The 13,519-nt window shown below is 70.0% G+C and carries 15 protein-coding genes, 3 tRNA genes and 1 pseudogene; 8 read left to right on the top strand and 11 right to left on the bottom strand.

Annotated features, from left to right (window positions below; all coding sequences use genetic code 11):
• Positions 1 to 925, bottom strand: a pseudogene (locus RL72_RS04380) (M23 family peptidase); the annotation flags it as partial.
• 256 nt (positions 926 to 1,181) lie between these two features.
• Between RL72_RS04380 and RL72_RS04375 the strand changes: the two are divergent.
• From RL72_RS04375 to RL72_RS04355, 5 genes are all read left to right on the top strand, one after another.
• A tRNA-Glu gene (locus RL72_RS04375) sits at positions 1,182 to 1,254 on the top strand.
• A 27-nt stretch (positions 1,255 to 1,281) separates the two neighbouring features.
• Positions 1,282 to 1,355: transfer RNA gene (locus RL72_RS04370), tRNA-Asp, on the top strand.
• A 78-nt stretch (positions 1,356 to 1,433) separates the two neighbouring features.
• Positions 1,434 to 1,506 (top strand) — tRNA-Phe (locus RL72_RS04365).
• Between the two features lie 141 nt (positions 1,507 to 1,647).
• Positions 1,648 to 2,493, top strand: a complete 846-nt coding sequence (locus RL72_RS04360; RefSeq protein WP_045249589.1) for a helix-turn-helix domain-containing protein — start codon at positions 1,648 to 1,650, stop codon at positions 2,491 to 2,493.
• A 75-nt stretch (positions 2,494 to 2,568) separates the two neighbouring features.
• Positions 2,569 to 3,198, top strand: coding sequence for a dihydrofolate reductase family protein (locus RL72_RS04355; RefSeq protein ID WP_045249588.1), 630 nt, complete (start codon positions 2,569 to 2,571; stop codon positions 3,196 to 3,198).
• 10 nt (positions 3,199 to 3,208) lie between these two features.
• On the opposite strand, the gene RL72_RS04350 is transcribed toward RL72_RS04355, so the two are convergent.
• On the bottom strand, positions 3,209 to 3,460 hold the full coding sequence (locus RL72_RS04350) for a hypothetical protein (RefSeq protein ID WP_045249587.1): 252 nt from the start codon (positions 3,458 to 3,460) through the stop codon (positions 3,209 to 3,211).
• Positions 3,461 to 3,619: 159 nt separating this feature from the next.
• Between RL72_RS04350 and RL72_RS04345 the strand changes: the two genes are divergently transcribed.
• Positions 3,620 to 4,216 (top strand): putative GNAT family N-acetyltransferase, encoded by a 597-nt coding sequence (locus tag RL72_RS04345; RefSeq protein ID WP_045249586.1) that lies wholly within the window; start codon positions 3,620 to 3,622, stop codon positions 4,214 to 4,216.
• Between the two features lie 51 nt (positions 4,217 to 4,267).
• Here the strand turns inward: RL72_RS04345 and RL72_RS04340 are convergent, their stop codons facing one another.
• Positions 4,268 to 4,771, bottom strand: a complete 504-nt coding sequence (locus RL72_RS04340; RefSeq protein WP_045249585.1) for a MarR family winged helix-turn-helix transcriptional regulator — start codon at positions 4,769 to 4,771, stop codon at positions 4,268 to 4,270.
• A 39-nt stretch (positions 4,772 to 4,810) separates the two neighbouring features.
• Between RL72_RS04340 and RL72_RS04335 the strand changes: the two genes are divergently transcribed.
• Positions 4,811 to 5,731, top strand: a complete 921-nt coding sequence (locus tag RL72_RS04335) for a DMT family transporter (RefSeq protein ID WP_052674180.1) — start codon at positions 4,811 to 4,813, stop codon at positions 5,729 to 5,731.
• A gap of 70 nt (positions 5,732 to 5,801) precedes the next feature.
• Here the strand turns inward: RL72_RS04335 and RL72_RS04330 are convergent, their stop codons facing one another.
• Entirely contained in the window at positions 5,802 to 6,113 is a 312-nt protein-coding gene (locus tag RL72_RS04330) for a DUF7882 family protein (protein ID WP_045249583.1), read from the bottom strand.
• A 230-nt stretch (positions 6,114 to 6,343) separates the two neighbouring features.
• Here RL72_RS04330 and RL72_RS04325 point away from each other — a divergent pair, with 230 nt between their 5' ends.
• Positions 6,344 to 7,714: an MFS transporter gene (locus RL72_RS04325; protein WP_045249582.1), complete on the top strand. Its 1,371-nt coding sequence runs from the start codon at positions 6,344 to 6,346 to the stop codon at positions 7,712 to 7,714.
• Positions 7,715 to 7,786: 72 nt separating this feature from the next.
• On the opposite strand, the gene RL72_RS04320 is transcribed toward RL72_RS04325, so the two are convergent.
• The 7 genes from RL72_RS04320 to RL72_RS04290 form a co-directional block, all read right to left on the bottom strand.
• Positions 7,787 to 8,635 (bottom strand): helix-turn-helix domain-containing protein, encoded by an 849-nt coding sequence (locus RL72_RS04320; RefSeq protein WP_045249581.1) that lies wholly within the window; start codon positions 8,633 to 8,635, stop codon positions 7,787 to 7,789.
• A gap of 5 nt (positions 8,636 to 8,640) precedes the next feature.
• The gene (locus RL72_RS04315) at positions 8,641 to 9,063 is read right to left on the bottom strand and encodes a hypothetical protein (protein ID WP_045249580.1); all 423 of its coding nucleotides are present in this window, start codon (positions 9,061 to 9,063) and stop codon (positions 8,641 to 8,643) included.
• A gap of 2 nt (positions 9,064 to 9,065) precedes the next feature.
• Positions 9,066 to 9,662 (bottom strand): TetR/AcrR family transcriptional regulator, encoded by a 597-nt coding sequence (locus tag RL72_RS04310; protein ID WP_045249579.1) that lies wholly within the window; start codon positions 9,660 to 9,662, stop codon positions 9,066 to 9,068.
• Between the two features lie 53 nt (positions 9,663 to 9,715).
• The gene (locus tag RL72_RS04305; protein WP_045249578.1) at positions 9,716 to 10,639 is read right to left on the bottom strand and encodes an NAD-dependent epimerase/dehydratase family protein; all 924 of its coding nucleotides are present in this window, start codon (positions 10,637 to 10,639) and stop codon (positions 9,716 to 9,718) included.
• Positions 10,636 to 11,259 (bottom strand): dihydrofolate reductase family protein, encoded by a 624-nt coding sequence (locus RL72_RS04300; RefSeq protein WP_045249577.1) that lies wholly within the window; start codon positions 11,257 to 11,259, stop codon positions 10,636 to 10,638. The genes RL72_RS04305 and RL72_RS04300 overlap by 4 nt, the downstream gene beginning before the upstream one ends.
• A gap of 128 nt (positions 11,260 to 11,387) precedes the next feature.
• Positions 11,388 to 12,254 carry a hypothetical protein gene (locus tag RL72_RS04295; RefSeq protein ID WP_045249576.1) on the bottom strand — a complete coding sequence of 289 codons (867 nt, stop codon included), beginning with the start codon at positions 12,252 to 12,254 and terminating at the stop codon, positions 11,388 to 11,390.
• A 139-nt stretch (positions 12,255 to 12,393) separates the two neighbouring features.
• Positions 12,394 to 13,488 carry an ABC transporter substrate-binding protein gene (locus RL72_RS04290; RefSeq protein ID WP_045249575.1) on the bottom strand — a complete coding sequence of 365 codons (1,095 nt, stop codon included), beginning with the start codon at positions 13,486 to 13,488 and terminating at the stop codon, positions 12,394 to 12,396.
• Positions 13,489 to 13,519 lie beyond the last annotated feature (31 nt).

Raw genomic sequence — 13,519 nt, 5'->3', positions numbered from 1 at the left:
GCGCCAGGCCGCGATCGACGCCGCCGTTGTTCTTGGCGGCGTCGATCGCGGCCTGGCGCTCCGCGGCGAGCTGGGCCTGGCGTGCGGCCTCGGCGGCAGCACGGGCAGCCTCGCCCGCCTGATAGCCGGCGACGGTCTTGGCGGTGGTGTCCTGGAGTGCGGCGAGCTGCGCCTGCAGCTGACCGAGGTTGGCCTGCTGGTCGGCGAGGGCCTTGGCGGCCGCGTCGGCCGCCGCCTGCGCCTTCTGCATCTTGTCTTCGGCGATCTTCGCGAGACGGTCGCGCTCGGTCTTCGCCGCGGTGGCCTGATCCGTCAGCGCTTGCGCGGTGTTCTTCGCGGTGAGCGCCTTGTCGTAGATCGCCTGGGTGCCGGAGAGCACGCGGTCCATCTGGCCGAGGCGGTGCAGCAGCTCGTCCTTGTTGGCCGTGGACTTCGAGAAGAAGAGCTGCAGCGCTGTGGTGTCGCCGCCGTCGCGCGAGAGCTGCGCGGCGATCTGCCCCGCCTTTGCCGCCGCGTCGTCGGCGGCCTTCTTCTGCGTCTCGGCCTGCGACTGCAGATCGGCGAGTCGGCGCGCCTGCGCGTCGACGGCCTGCTGTGCGGCGAAGTATTCGTTGCCCGCGGCCTCGGCCGCAGCCTTGGTGTCGGCGACGTTCTGAGTGAGGCCCGCGATGAGGCCCTGGATCCGGGAGACCTCGCTCGCGGTGGCCGCCTCGTTGGCCTTGGCCGCCTGCACGTCGTCCCAGCTGGGGTAGTCGTCGGCATAGGCGGCCGGCGCCCCGAGGAAGAGACCCAGGATCAGCGCACCGACCGTGGCGATGCTGAGGGCGACGCCGCTGCGGCGCGCGCGGCCGCCGGCGACGGCGCGCGGAACGCCGGACGTCCGTGCCGGGTCGCGACGGACGTCTCTGATGTTCGGATTGTTCACGCGGCTCCCTTTCGCCGGTTTCACTCATGTCACATTAGCAACATCAGTCCCGTGCGCAACCATCGGATCCGGGTCGGGATCGGGAATTCTTCGGATCTTCGGGTGCTGGTCATGTTCAAGGGGACGGAACGGGACCACCCTCCATACTGCTCCTGGACACGCCCGGGATCCAGCCCAACTCGCCCTCGATTGGCGTTTTGCCTCAAGAACCCCTTATGCTTGAGCGTCGGCAAGGGAACCCCCGAGGTTCGCCTCCGGCCCCATCGTTTAGCGGCCTAGGACGCCGCCCTTTCACGGCGGTAGCACGGGTTCGAATCCCGTTGGGGTCACTCTTTCCGATACAATTTCATAGTTCTGGCCCTGTAGCGCAGTTGGTTAGCGTGCCGCCCTGTCACGGCGGAGGTCGCGGGTTCAAGTCCCGTCAGGGTCGCTCCAAGCGACGGGCCTTTCTTCGGAAAGGCCTTTCGTCTAGGACGCAGGTCAGAAGCTTCCACCTTCCGGCTTGTGCGGCTCTGTAGCTCAGTTGGTAGAGCGTTCGACTGAAAATCGAAAGGTCACCGGATCGATGCCGGTCGGAGCCACAAGGGTGATCGTTACAATCACCCCAGGAACCCTCGCGTAGCTTCTACATCGCGGGGGTTTCGTCTTTTCCTGGCGCGGTGCGGTTTCTGAGACGCTCCAGGGGCTGTCCCCCACCCGCGTCCCCGGGTCAGACTGGCAGCGTGCGCTATGTGGGCAGGAAGCCGGCTCCGCCGCTGGATCGCTACGCCGACGACCTCTACTGCCTCTTCGGCGACCCGGGGCATCGACGCCGGTTGCTCGTGCCTCCGATGCCGTCGGCGCACCTCATGATCAACCTCGGCGATCCGGTCGTGCTCCATGATCCGTCGGGCGAGCGCACGCCCGAGTCGCTGGTGGACGCGTGGTTCCTCGGGATCTGGACCCGCCGGTACGTGATCGAGTACGGGCGCCACGTGAACGTGGTAGGCGTGCATCTCAAGCCGTGGGGCCTGGCGCCTTTCGTGGACGCGCCGATGGGCGAGCTGCGGGACCGCTGTGTGCCCGCCGACGCGCTCTGGGGGTCGGGGATCCGAGGGCTCCGCGATCGGCTGGCCGACGCAGCCACCCCCTCCGACCGACTCGCCGTGATCGAAGCCGAGCTCCTGTCGCGCCTCGCCGACGCCAGTCCGGACGAGCGGGATCCGGCGCAGCACGCCGCGCGACGGCTCGAGTCGTCCTGGGGATCCGGAACCGTCGCGGCGCTGACGAGCGAGACCGGGCTCAGCAGCAACCGCCTCGCCTCCCGGTTCACCTCGGTCGTCGGCGTCACCCCGAAGCGGCTGGCGCGCATCTACCGGTTCGCGCGCGTGGTGCTGTCGGTCGACGCGGCGAGCCCGCCGGCCTGGGCCGACCTCGCGCAGACCGTCGGCTACTTCGATCAGCCGCACCTGATCAACGAGTTCCGCGACTTCACCGGCCGCACGCCGACCGACTACCTGGCCCTGCGGCGCCGCTTCCCACCGGAGCCGTCGTTCCCGCCCGACATGGGGCCGATGCCCGCCGAGTGATTTTTTCCAAGCCGGCACTCCTGAGGCTCGGCGAGGATCGTCGCACCAGCGTTCAGCAACCGAAGGGATCCCCTCATGGGCACGGTGATCATGCACAGCGTCACGAGCCTCGACGGCTACATCGCCGACGATCACGACGCGGTCGGGCCACTCCACGACTGGTACTTCAACGGGACAACCCCGATCCTCCCCGAGCCGGACGCCGCGGACGGCGACTTCGACCACTCGCGATCCGGAAGCGGCTTCCGGGTGTCCCCGGCATCGGCCGAGTATGTACGCGGGTTCTGGCAGTCGATCGGCTGCATCGTGATGGGGCGGCACCTGTTCGACCTGGTCGACGGCTGGGAGGGGCGCCCGCCGGCGGGCGAGCACGTGGTCGTCGTCTCCCACCGGCCCAAGCCGGAGGGCTGGCATCCCGAGGCGTCGTACCACTTCGTCGACAACGTCGCCGAAGCCATCGCCGTGGCCCAGGATCTGGCGGGCGACCGCATCGTCGCCGTGAACGCGGGCCGGGTGGGCGGCCAGATCTTCGCGGCCGGGCTCGTCGATCAGGTCGCCATGGACGTCGTGCCTGCCGTCTTCGGATCCGGAAGGCCCTACTTCGGCGACATCGACGGCCCCCGCCTGCTGGAGGGCCCGACGGTCGTCGTGCAGGGCGAGGGTGTGCTGCACACCCTCTACACGGTGCCGTCGAGCCGCCCCTGAGCGCCCGCGCTTACTGGTCGCGACGAGTGTACTTCCCGGGACGATCGTGCACCGAGTGAGGCGGGGGTGCACTGCGGTCCGCGTGCTCCGCGTCAGTGTAGGCGCCCTTGTCCTCTCGGTCGGGTCCGGCATGCTCGGTCCGCGTGTACCGGCCGCGCAGCGAGCGGCGCGTCACGGGCTTTCCGTCGACGTCCGTGTAGCGCCCCTCGGTCTGCTCGTTCGAGGCGCCCGTGCCGTCTCCCTGGAGAGCGTCGCCGTCCATGGTTCCTCCTCATCTCCTCCCTCATCGGCACGCTACGTCCGGCGCGAGCGCACCGTCACCCCCTTGACAACGGCTCGGGTCCGCCGGCGCACCACACCGGTGGACTGCCCTCCGAACATCGCGCTGGATCCCGCCCGGCCCCGGTCGCAGAATGAGACGATGGGCGCCCCTCTCCATGAGACCTCCGACGGACGGACCGTCCGGTCGCTCGACGAGGACACGTGGGACGCGTTCGCCGCCCTGGTCGAAGCCCACGGCGGCGTCTGGGGCGGCTGCTGGTGCATGGCGTTCCACGTGGACGTCAACGACCCCTCGCGCACCGCGGAACGGAACCGCGCCGAGAAGCGGAAACGGGTCACTACCGGAACCACCCACGCGGCACTGGTGTTCGAGGGCGACGCCTGCGTGGGATGGTGTCAGTTCGGCAGCCCGACCGAGGTGCCGCGGATCAAGAGCAGCCGTGCGTATGGGAAAGGCCTCACAGCGCTCCCCGCGTGGCGGATCACCTGCTTCTTCACGGGCAAGGGCCACCGCAAGCGGGGCGTCGCGTCCGCCGCGCTCGGGGGCGCGCTGACGGCGATCGCGGACCTCGGCGGCGGCATCGTGGAGGGCTACCCCGAGGAGACCGACGACCGCCGCGTCTCCGGATCCTTCCTGCACACGGGGACGATGCCGACCTTCGAGAAGTGGGGCTTCCAGCGCATCCGCCCGCTCTCTCCGCATCGCTGGGTCGTGGCGCGGACCGTTCGCGCTTGACCGCACGGACGATCGGCGGATCCGACGCGCGACGAGATCAGCCCGGGCCCGTCAGGCAGATCCCTCGAAGTGCGCGAGCCAGCCGGCCAGCGTCGCCTCGAGCGCTGGGCGTTCCTCGGCGGGCACCATCGACAGGAGCCGCTGCTCGTTCGCCACGTGGTCGGCGAACGCCGCGTCGATCAGCTCCCTCCCCTGCCCGGTGAGCGCGACGACCCGGCCGCGCCCGTCGCCCGATCCGACCCGGCGGCTGATGAGGCCTGCACCCTCGAGACGATCGAGCCGCTTGGACATGCCGCCGCTCGTCACCATGGTCGACGCGGCGAGGTCGCTCGGGCTGGCCTCGAACGGCTCTCCCGTGCGGCGCAGCGCCGCCAGCACGTCGAAGTCGCCCTCCGACAGCCCGTGCGCGCGGTACACGGTCACGAGCTCCTCGGTCAGCGCGAGCGCCAGACGATGCAGCCGCCCGATGGTGCCGATCGGCGTCACGTCGAGGTCGGGGCGCTCGCGGCGCCACGCCTGCTGGATCCGCGCCACCTGGTCATCGATCTCGGTCACCCCTTCACTATATCTTCCTTGGAAGCTATAGTGTCTTCCGTGGAAGCTAATTGGAGATGGCTCGGGGTCGCGATGATCGCGCCGATCGCCTGGGGCAGCACCTACTTCGTCACGCGCGAGTGGCTGCCCGACTCCCCGATCTGGGGCGCGGCCATCCGCGCGCTGCCCGCGGGACTGCTGCTCCTCGCACTCGTGCGGCGCCTGCCGCGCGGCTCCTGGTGGTGGAAATCCGCCGTGCTGGGCACCCTCAACGTCGGCGCCTTCTTCGTGCTCGTCTACGCGGCGGCGCAGCTGCTGCCCACGAGCATCGCCTCCACGATCATGGCGACCTCCTCGGTCGCGATCGCCCTCGCTGCGTGGGCGATCCTGCGCGAGCGCCCCGGCGTCCTGCGCCTGCTCGGCGCGACGGTCGGCATCACCGGCGTCGCGCTCATGCTTCTCGGCACCACCACCGCGGCGGATCCCCGCGGCGTGATCGCCTCGATCGCCGCGATGGCCATGTCGTCGATCGGATTCATCCTCGCCAAGCGCTGGAACGGCGAGGTGGGGATCCTCCCCTCGACGGCCTGGCAGCTCGTCTTCGGCGGCCTCGCGCTCCTTCCGATCGCGGTCGCCGTCGAGGGCCCTCCACCCCGTCTCGACGCGGTGACCCTCGCGGCCTACGGCTATCTCGCGCTGGTCGCGACGGCACTCGCCAACGTCGCGTGGTTCGCCGCACTGAAGCACCTGCCCTCCGGCACCGTGGGGCTGATCGGGCTGCTCAACCCCGTGACGGGCGTGCTCCTCGGCGTGCTCGTGGCCGGCGAGGTGCTGGAGGCCCGACAGCTCACCGGACTGGCCCTTGTGCTCATCGGGATCGCCGCCCCGCTCGCCGCCGGGATCCTCGTCGGCCGCCGGAGACGCGCGCGCACTGCTTCCTCCGCCGACCCGCTCCCCGCGGAGCACGCCACGAGCGCCTGATCCGGATCCGGAAAGGACCACGGGAACGAGACCACCCCGCCTCTCCGGGAGGCGGGGTGGTCGTCGCGGATCAGGCGAGAGCGAGGGTCGCCTCTTCCGAAATCAGGATCCCGCCGGACGTGTTCGCCGAATTGGCGATCGCCTGGATGCGCGCCGGGTCCAGCTCGGGCGGATTCGGGTCGTCGAACTCGAACCGGAGCTGGATCGACGGGTGCAGCCAGATCGTGGAACGACCCAGCGGCTGATCGCCGTCGTGCCGCCAGGACAGGGTGAAGCTCTCGTTGCGCCGGAGCTTCGTCGCGATCACGACCTTGAGGTGGGCGAGGGCGTAGTCCTCGATCTCGATGGCGTGCTCGGAGCTTCCGTAATAGAGAGTGCTCATTCTTCGACGCTACGCGCCGCCCCGGGCTGCCGCCGGGATCGCGGGCTTCTCACACGCGACGCCCAGCGCCCTTCACACGCGATGCTCAGCCTGCAGGACATCATCGGGCGGATCCGGTCGCGGTGTGCGATTCTGCACATCGTGTTCGCCGCAAATGGCCATTGTCGCATCGTCGCGTTGCCCGCAGGCTGGGGAGTCGACAGCCGAACTGGACGTGCAAAGGAGCACTGATGGCATACGAGACAGCATCCCCCTCGGGTCTGCGACGGGTCGTGGCCGCATCGATGGCGGGCACGGTCGTCGAATGGTACGAGTTCTTCCTCTACGCCTCCGCGTCGACGCTCGTGCTCGGCACGGTGTTCTTCCCGCCGTCGGACGACCCGTTCAGCGGCATCATCGCCGCCTTCGTCACCTACGCGATCGGGTTCGTGGCGCGGCCGCTGGGCGGCATCGTGTTCGGCCACCTCGGCGACCGGTACGGACGCAAGCGCCTCCTGCAGGCGAGCATCCTCATCATCGGGGCGGCGACGTTCCTGATCGGCTGCCTGCCGACGTTCGCGCAGATCGGCTATGCGGCACCCGCGCTGCTGGTGCTGCTCCGCTTCGCGCAGGGCTTCGCGATCGGCGGCGAGTGGGGCGGCGCGGTGCTGCTCGTCGCCGAGCACAGCCCCCGGGAGCGACGCGGCTTCTGGGCCAGCTGGCCGCAGGCCGCCGTACCGGTCGGCAACCTGCTCGCGACACTGGTGCTGTTCGTGCTGTCGTCCACCCTCACGCATGACGCGTTCCTCGGATGGGGCTGGCGCATCGCGTTCTGGCTGTCGGCCGTGATCGTGCTGATCGGCTGGTACATCCGCACCAAGGTGACCGAGGCGCCGATCTTCCTGGAGATGAAGAAGCAGCAGGAGCAGGAGGCGGCGAAGAGCTTCGGACCCCTCGAGGTCGTGCGCCGCTACCCCCGCGGCGTGCTCGTGGCGATGGGCCTCCGCGTCGCGGAGAACATCCTCTACTACGTCGTCGTGACCTTCTCGATCGTCTACCTCACGCAGACCGTGAAGGAGGCGACCTCGGCGACGCTGCTCATCCTCGCCGGCGCCCACGTCGTGCACTTCCTCGTGATCCCGCTGTGGGGACGACTGTCGGATCGCTGGGGCCGCAAGCCCGTCTACGCGACCGGCGCCCTGCTCGGCGCCGTCTGGGGCTTCTTCGCCTTCCCGATGATGAGCACCGGCAGCCCGATCGTCATCTGGGCGGCCATCGCACTCGGCCTCGTCTTCCACGCCGCCATGTACGCCGGCCAGCCGGCGCTGATGGCCGAGATGTTCCCGACCCGGATGCGCTACTCGGGAGTCAGCCTCGGCTACCAGGTCACATCGATCTTCGCGGGCTCGCTCGCCCCCATCATCGCGACCAGCCTGCTCGCGCAGTACCACTCGAGCGCTCCGGTCGCGGTCTACGTGGCGATCGCCTGCGCGATCACGCTCGTCGCCGTCGCCGCAGCGCGCGAGACGAAAGGCGCCGACCTGCGCGCGCTCGACGCGGACGATCGGAACCGGCCCGGTCAGGAGACAGGATCCGCGGATCCCGTCACCACGCGACGCTGACACGCACGGACGCGAACGGCGGCGCCTCTGCGGAGGGCCGCCGTTCGTCGTGCGGGCCGCCCGTCGATCGCGTCAGACGGTCGTGACCGGCACCGGACCCGCGCGGAGCCGGCCCGCGAGGAACGGGCGATACGACGCGGAGTGGTCGTGCCCGCAGGCGCAGCGCTCGACGTCGCCGTGCAGCAGCTCTCGCGGAGTCTGCCCCGTCAGCCGCAGGCACTCGCGGCTGAGGTGCGCCTGGTCGGCATATCCCGCATCCACGGCGAGTCCGGCGATGCCGTCGCGGCCGACACGTCCGCTCGGCGTCGCGTGAGCCTGGGCCAGCGCGAGGAAGCCCTGGAACCGCAGGGTGCGCTGCAGCACCTTGGGACTCAGTCCGACGGCACTCAGCGCGCGTCGCCGAAGCTGGCTCTCCGACAGGCCCACTCCTGCCGCGACGGCGCCGACCTCGACCGGCCGCCACGGCATGAGCGCCGCGACCGCGGCCCGCAGCACCGGATCCGCCGCACGGCCGACCCGGAACCGCTGCAGGAGGAACGCCTCGAGCGCGCCGATCGCGCGCTCGAGGGTGCCTGCGGCGGCGACGTCGTGCTGCAGACGGTCGGCCAGGCCGCCCCACATCTCCGCGAGGGGCACGCTCTGATCGACGAGCTCCTCGAGCGGCAGAGGCAGCGGCGGCGCGCCACCCGGGCGGAAGCGCACCCCCAGGATCGTGGTGCGCGGCGGGATGACCTCGAGCCGATGCCCGGTGAGCGGACCGAGGAGCCGCGCCCCCTGCCCTACCACGACATGGATCTCCACGCCGCCCGTGGGCAGATGGCGATGGACGGCGGGGGCCCCGCCGACGCTCTGCACCCAGATCGTGCGCACCGCACCGCCCAGCGCGGCGCTCGGCGCCCGCTCCCGGTACGTGTCGGCCATGACGCCTAGCCCTGCTTGGGGAAGGCCGCCCGCGTCGAGCCGCGGTTCAGCAGCACCGCGATCGCGACGATGAGGATCCCGATGGCCCCCTGCTCGATCTTCATCCAGAGCGGATACCCGGAGTCGGGCGAGATGATGATCAGCCCGATCCCGATCGGCGCGATGATCGAGATCCATCGCATCCGCGTGAAGGCACGACGACTGCCGCGCGATGCGGCCCTCGTGACGACGACGAACACGAGGCTGGCCACCGCGACGACCGAACCGCGCAGCCACACCACCCAGTTCACCTCCGCGGGATCCACGATCGCGAGCACCGCGGCGACGGCCAGAGCGATCAGCGAGACCGCGGCGCACAGCCACCACAGCCGGCGCACGGCGTCGAGGGCCGGACGGACCGCGGCGAGGCGGTCGACGGTCAGGGTCATGATCAGGATCCTCCTTCCGGGCGGGTGGCCCGGTGGTAGAGCGCGACGATCTCGTCGATCGCCGCCGCGGTCGCCGCCTCCTCGGACGGCATGGTCATGGCGAAGGCGTCGATGGTGGCGCGGATCGAGCGCGCCACCACCAGCGGATCGAAGGCGCGGAACTCCCCCGCCTCCTGCCCTTGCGTCAGGAGCAGCGAGAGGAGGAGCGCCGAGGTGTCCTCGCGAAGGTCGTTGTCGGTGCGCGGCGCGTTGCGGATGACCTCGATCAGGGCCCGGGCCGCGAGCCGGTTGTCGGCGAGGAACCGCAGGTTGCTCGTGAGGTACGCCGCGAGCTTGCCGCGCCACGTGGCCTCGGCCTCCATGGCCGGCACCATGACGGCGGCTGCCTGCTGGACGACGTGCTCCACGAGGGCGCCCATGAGCGCCGCCTTGTCGACGAAGTGGTACGAGATCATGCGGGTGCTGCTGAGCTCGGCGACCTCGCGGATCCGGGCGAACGACGTGGCCGCGAAGCCCTGCTCCGCGAGCACCCGCACCGTCGCCTCGATGATCTCGGCACGGCGCTCCTGCGTCGTCCGGTAGCTGCGCGTCGGTGTCATGGATCCATTTTTACTCAATTGAGTAATTTAGGCAAGGCCGTCTGCGCGCTGCCTCAGCGCGCGTTCTCCCGACGCCAGCCGACGTAGTGCGCCACCGCCGCGCGCAGGTCGAACGCCGGCGCGAAGCCGGTCTCCGCGCGCAGCCGCGCGGTGTCGAGATACGGCGCATCCTCCGGCGTCCCCTCCGGAGTCTCCACGGGCACCGACGCCCCACCGGATCCGGGCAGCGCGGCGTTCAGCGCCTCGACGAGCTCTCCCGCAGTGAACGGGACACCGCTCGACACGTTGTACACGGTGTGCGCGAGCGAGGGCTCCGTCATGAGCAGCGCGATCGCCCTTCCCGAATCCGGTGCGTAGGCGAAGTCCCCTCCCGCGGCAGGAAGCGGACGCGGGCGCTCACCCCGCAGCATGGCGCCGACCGTCGACGGCACCGGGTTGAACGGCGATTCCGGATCCATCAGCGGCCCCCACGTGCTGCCGATCCGCAGCAGCACGGGATGCACTCCGGTGCCCGCGAGGGCGAACAGGGTCAGCGGCTCGACGGCCTTCTTGAACGCGGCGATCGGATGCGGCGGCACCGCCGAAGGCAGGGCGAGGTCTTCCGTCCACGGCCTCTGCGCGAGCCCCTCGTAGGAGCTGATGCTGCCCGCGACGGCGAAGCGCGCGACCCCCCACGTGCGCGCAGCCTCGAGCGCGGTGAGCAGTGCCGCGGTGTCGCGACGGAAGTACGGGATCGGATCCGGCTCCGGGATGCTGCCGGCGAGATGCACGATGCCACCGATGTCGTAACGCTCGCCGAGGGCGAGGAACGCATCGCGGTCGGCGACGTCGACCGTCTCCACGGCCGCCCGTCCGGCGAGGAACGAGGGCACGTCGGTGCGGCGATGCGCCGTGATCACCACCTCCTCGCCGAGGTCGGCCAGCGCCGCCGCGGTGTGCGCGCCGATCATCCCGAGCCCGCCCGTGACGAGGATCATCGCGCGCCCCCCTCGTCGGCGCGGCCGGCGTGCTCGACGAGATAGTGCAGGTGCGTGACGTCGGGCGCCGGCACCACTTCGTGGATCCGCAGCGCGATGTGCCGCGGGAGCTCGTGGAAGAAGCGCCGGCCCGCCCCCAGCAGCACCGGCACCTGGTGCAGGATGAGCTCGTCGACGAGCCCGGCCTCGAGCGCCTCGGTGACGAGCACGCCGCCCATGAGTCCGACGTCCTTGCCGTCGGCGAGCCGCCTGGCCTCCGCGACCGCGTCGGCGAGGCCGGTGCTCACGATCGTCTGCCGCTCGTTGGCCGGGGCGAACGCCTCATGGGACAGCACCACGAGAGGGGCCGTCGGATGCGGAGCGCCTCCGACGAAGTCGTCGGAATCGGCATAGGTCGTGCGCCCCGCAAGACTCGCCCCCACGCGCGACGCGAGCGCGTCGAACACCCTCGCACTGGGCGCCGAGAGCCGGAAGCCCGCGAACACCGCGCTCGGCACATCCCCGCTGCCGTACCAGTCGAACAGCACGCCGCCGTCGCCGAGGCCGTGCCCCGGCCGGGGATCACGTCCCGTGATGAACCCGTCGACAGACACGGACAGACCGCAGATGACCTTGCTCATGATCGAACCTCCCGCTCGTGGATGCCTCCGACGATAGGAAGGACGACCGGGCGGGCGATTGAACAGAACGCGCATCGGGGCCCCTGCCGTCGGTGGCGCCACAGGCTGCGCCTCGTCGAAGGGCAACATCAGGGAGTGAGCGGATGCAGCTCCGTCCAGATCTCGTGCAGCCGAGGCTTCACGAGCATCGCGAGAGCCGTGTTCCGATCGATGCCGCCGTCTCGTCGCCTCAGCACCGGCATCATCCGGGCGAGGACCGGCCCGAAGCCTAGAGCGCAGCGCCGCAGTGCGACGCCGACGAACGGGATCAACACCGGAAGCGCGAGCAGCATCAGGCGGCCGACCTGATACGGGCCGGATGCGTTCCGATCCACGATGTAGCCGATCGCCGCGATCACGCCGACGCAGATGATGGCGAGGCTGATCAGCACCGCGACCGAACGACGCAGGACCAGGGACCGCTCGTAGTCGATCGCGATCGACTCACCGAACCTCTCCGACCGTTCCTGCCGCGTCCCGGGCCTGCCCCGTGCAGCGAGAAAAAGTTGCATGCGGCGCTCCGGATCCGGCAGGCCCGACGACGCAACGACCGACGCCCGCCGCCGATCCAGCCAGCGCCGGAGCCGCGGCATGCTCGAGATCGGTCGCCGGAGAGCCGACGCCGCGATCCGCCCACCGTCCGCGCCGCGCACTTGCCAGGACGCGACAGCCGCCGCCGTCCGGCGCCGAGCCGATGCCCAGCGGAAGAGCATGACTGCGATGGCTTCGAGGAACATCCCGCACAACAGCACGAACGCATCGATTGGCCCCGCCGGGTCTTCCTCGTGCGGGTTCAGGATGGTCGCCCGGATCACGACGACGAGACGGATCATCATCGGCAGCCCTAACGCGAACAGGATCCAGGCGATCAGGAGGGCCTGCGCCGCGCGCCGCTGGTACCAGGCGACGTCAGGGAGGAGGAGCGACAGATCAGCGCCGTTCCCGGAGAGGCTCATGAATCACCACGCAGGCCAGACACGGAGCTCAGTGTCGCGATCGGGCCTATGGTCGCGCCGGGAGCAGGGAAGGGCCGGGCACCCGAGTGAGGGTGCCCGGCCGATCGAGCCTTCGGCAGGCTCACGGATCTGATCCGGCTCAGCCGTCGGATCCGGCCGGGGTCGTCGACACCTTGGTGCCGGCGTCCTTGTTGGCCTTCTGCGCGTAGTCGTTCGTGAACGTCTTGCTCAGATCGACCTTGGACGTGTCCAGACCCAGCTGCTTCTCCATGTCCAGCACCGTCTTGGGTCCACCGGCGGGCATGATGCCGTCGGGCAGGAACTGGCCCTTGTCGGTGGTGAGACCGGCGATGTACTGGTCCTTGGTGATCGTGGAGTTGTTCACGTACTCGGCCGGCAGCTTGTTCGCGATGTCGGCGGCGGAGTGCTCGTCGATCCAGTGCATCGTGGCCACCAGGGCGTTCACGACGCGCTGCGTCGCGTCCTTGTGCTTGTTCACCCACTCCGAGCGACCGAGCAGGCCGGCGGCCGGCCATGCACCGCCCAGGGCCTTCTTCGCACCCTCGGTCGAGGCGAGGTCGACGACCGTGTCAGCGACCTTCTGGCTCGTGAGCGCGGTCACGGTCGGCTGCGTCGTCATCGCGCAGTCGGCGGAGCCCTGCTTGAGCGCCGCGATCGCCGTCGCACCGGCGTGCACCGCGACGGTCTGGTAGTCGCTCGTGGAGAGGCCCGCCTTGTGCGCGATGAACTGGGTGAGCTTGTCGGTGCCCGACCCGAGGTCGGTCACGCCCATGTTCTTGCCCTTGATGTCGGCGGCGCTCTTCACCCCGCTCTTGTCGGTGCACATCAGCCGCTCGCCCGGAGCCCCGGACAGCTGCACCACGTCGATGACCTCCTTGCCCTTCGGCTGCAGTTCGATCGTGTGGTTGTACCAGGCGCCCGCGAAGTCGACCTGGCCGGAGATCATCGCATCCTCGGCGCCGACGCCGCCGTTCTGCTCGGTGGAGAGCTCGACGTTCACGCCGAACTTCTTGTAGAAGCCGAGCTGATCGGCCAGCTTGTACGGCAGGTAGATCTGCTTGTCGATGCCGCCGACCATGATCTTCACGGTCTCGGGGGTGCCGTTGCCGGCTCCCGCCGAGCTGGAGGATCCGGATGCTCCGCCGCTGCAGGCTGCGAGGCTGAGCGCCAGTGCTCCGGCCGCCGCGACGGCGACGATGCCGCGCTTGTTCATGTGGTTTTCCTTTCGTTGCGCCGATCGGGTC

Origin of the sequence: Microbacterium azadirachtae, assembly GCF_000956545.1 — a bacterium.
Classification (GTDB): Bacteria; Actinomycetota; Actinomycetes; order Actinomycetales; family Microbacteriaceae; genus Microbacterium; species Microbacterium azadirachtae.
Note: the sequence above shows the minus strand (reverse complement) of the source record. Positions and strands in the feature narration are given on the sequence as shown.

Excerpts from the sequence above, each read along its gene's own strand:
- RL72_RS04355 (WP_045249588.1), top strand. The coding sequence starts at position 2,569 with ATGGGCACGGTGATCATGCACAGCGTCACGAGCCTCGACGGCTACATC.
- RL72_RS04305 (WP_045249578.1), bottom strand. The coding sequence starts at position 10,639 with ATGATCCTCGTCACGGGCGGGCTCGGGATGATCGGCGCGCACACCGCG.
- RL72_RS04310 (WP_045249579.1), bottom strand. The coding sequence starts at position 9,662 with ATGACACCGACGCGCAGCTACCGGACGACGCAGGAGCGCCGTGCCGAG.
- RL72_RS04350 (WP_045249587.1), bottom strand. The coding sequence starts at position 3,460 with ATGGACGGCGACGCTCTCCAGGGAGACGGCACGGGCGCCTCGAACGAG.
- RL72_RS04325 (WP_045249582.1), top strand. The coding sequence starts at position 6,344 with ATGGCATACGAGACAGCATCCCCCTCGGGTCTGCGACGGGTCGTGGCC.
- RL72_RS04320 (WP_045249581.1), bottom strand. The coding sequence starts at position 8,635 with ATGGCCGACACGTACCGGGAGCGGGCGCCGAGCGCCGCGCTGGGCGGT.
- RL72_RS04345 (WP_045249586.1), top strand. The coding sequence starts at position 3,620 with ATGGGCGCCCCTCTCCATGAGACCTCCGACGGACGGACCGTCCGGTCG.
- RL72_RS04300 (WP_045249577.1), bottom strand. The coding sequence starts at position 11,259 with ATGAGCAAGGTCATCTGCGGTCTGTCCGTGTCTGTCGACGGGTTCATC.
- RL72_RS04330 (WP_045249583.1), bottom strand. The coding sequence starts at position 6,113 with ATGAGCACTCTCTATTACGGAAGCTCCGAGCACGCCATCGAGATCGAG.
- RL72_RS04295 (WP_045249576.1), bottom strand. The coding sequence starts at position 12,254 with ATGAGCCTCTCCGGGAACGGCGCTGATCTGTCGCTCCTCCTCCCTGAC.
- RL72_RS04290 (WP_045249575.1), bottom strand. The coding sequence starts at position 13,488 with ATGAACAAGCGCGGCATCGTCGCCGTCGCGGCGGCCGGAGCACTGGCG.
- RL72_RS04315 (WP_045249580.1), bottom strand. The coding sequence starts at position 9,063 with ATGACCCTGACCGTCGACCGCCTCGCCGCGGTCCGTCCGGCCCTCGAC.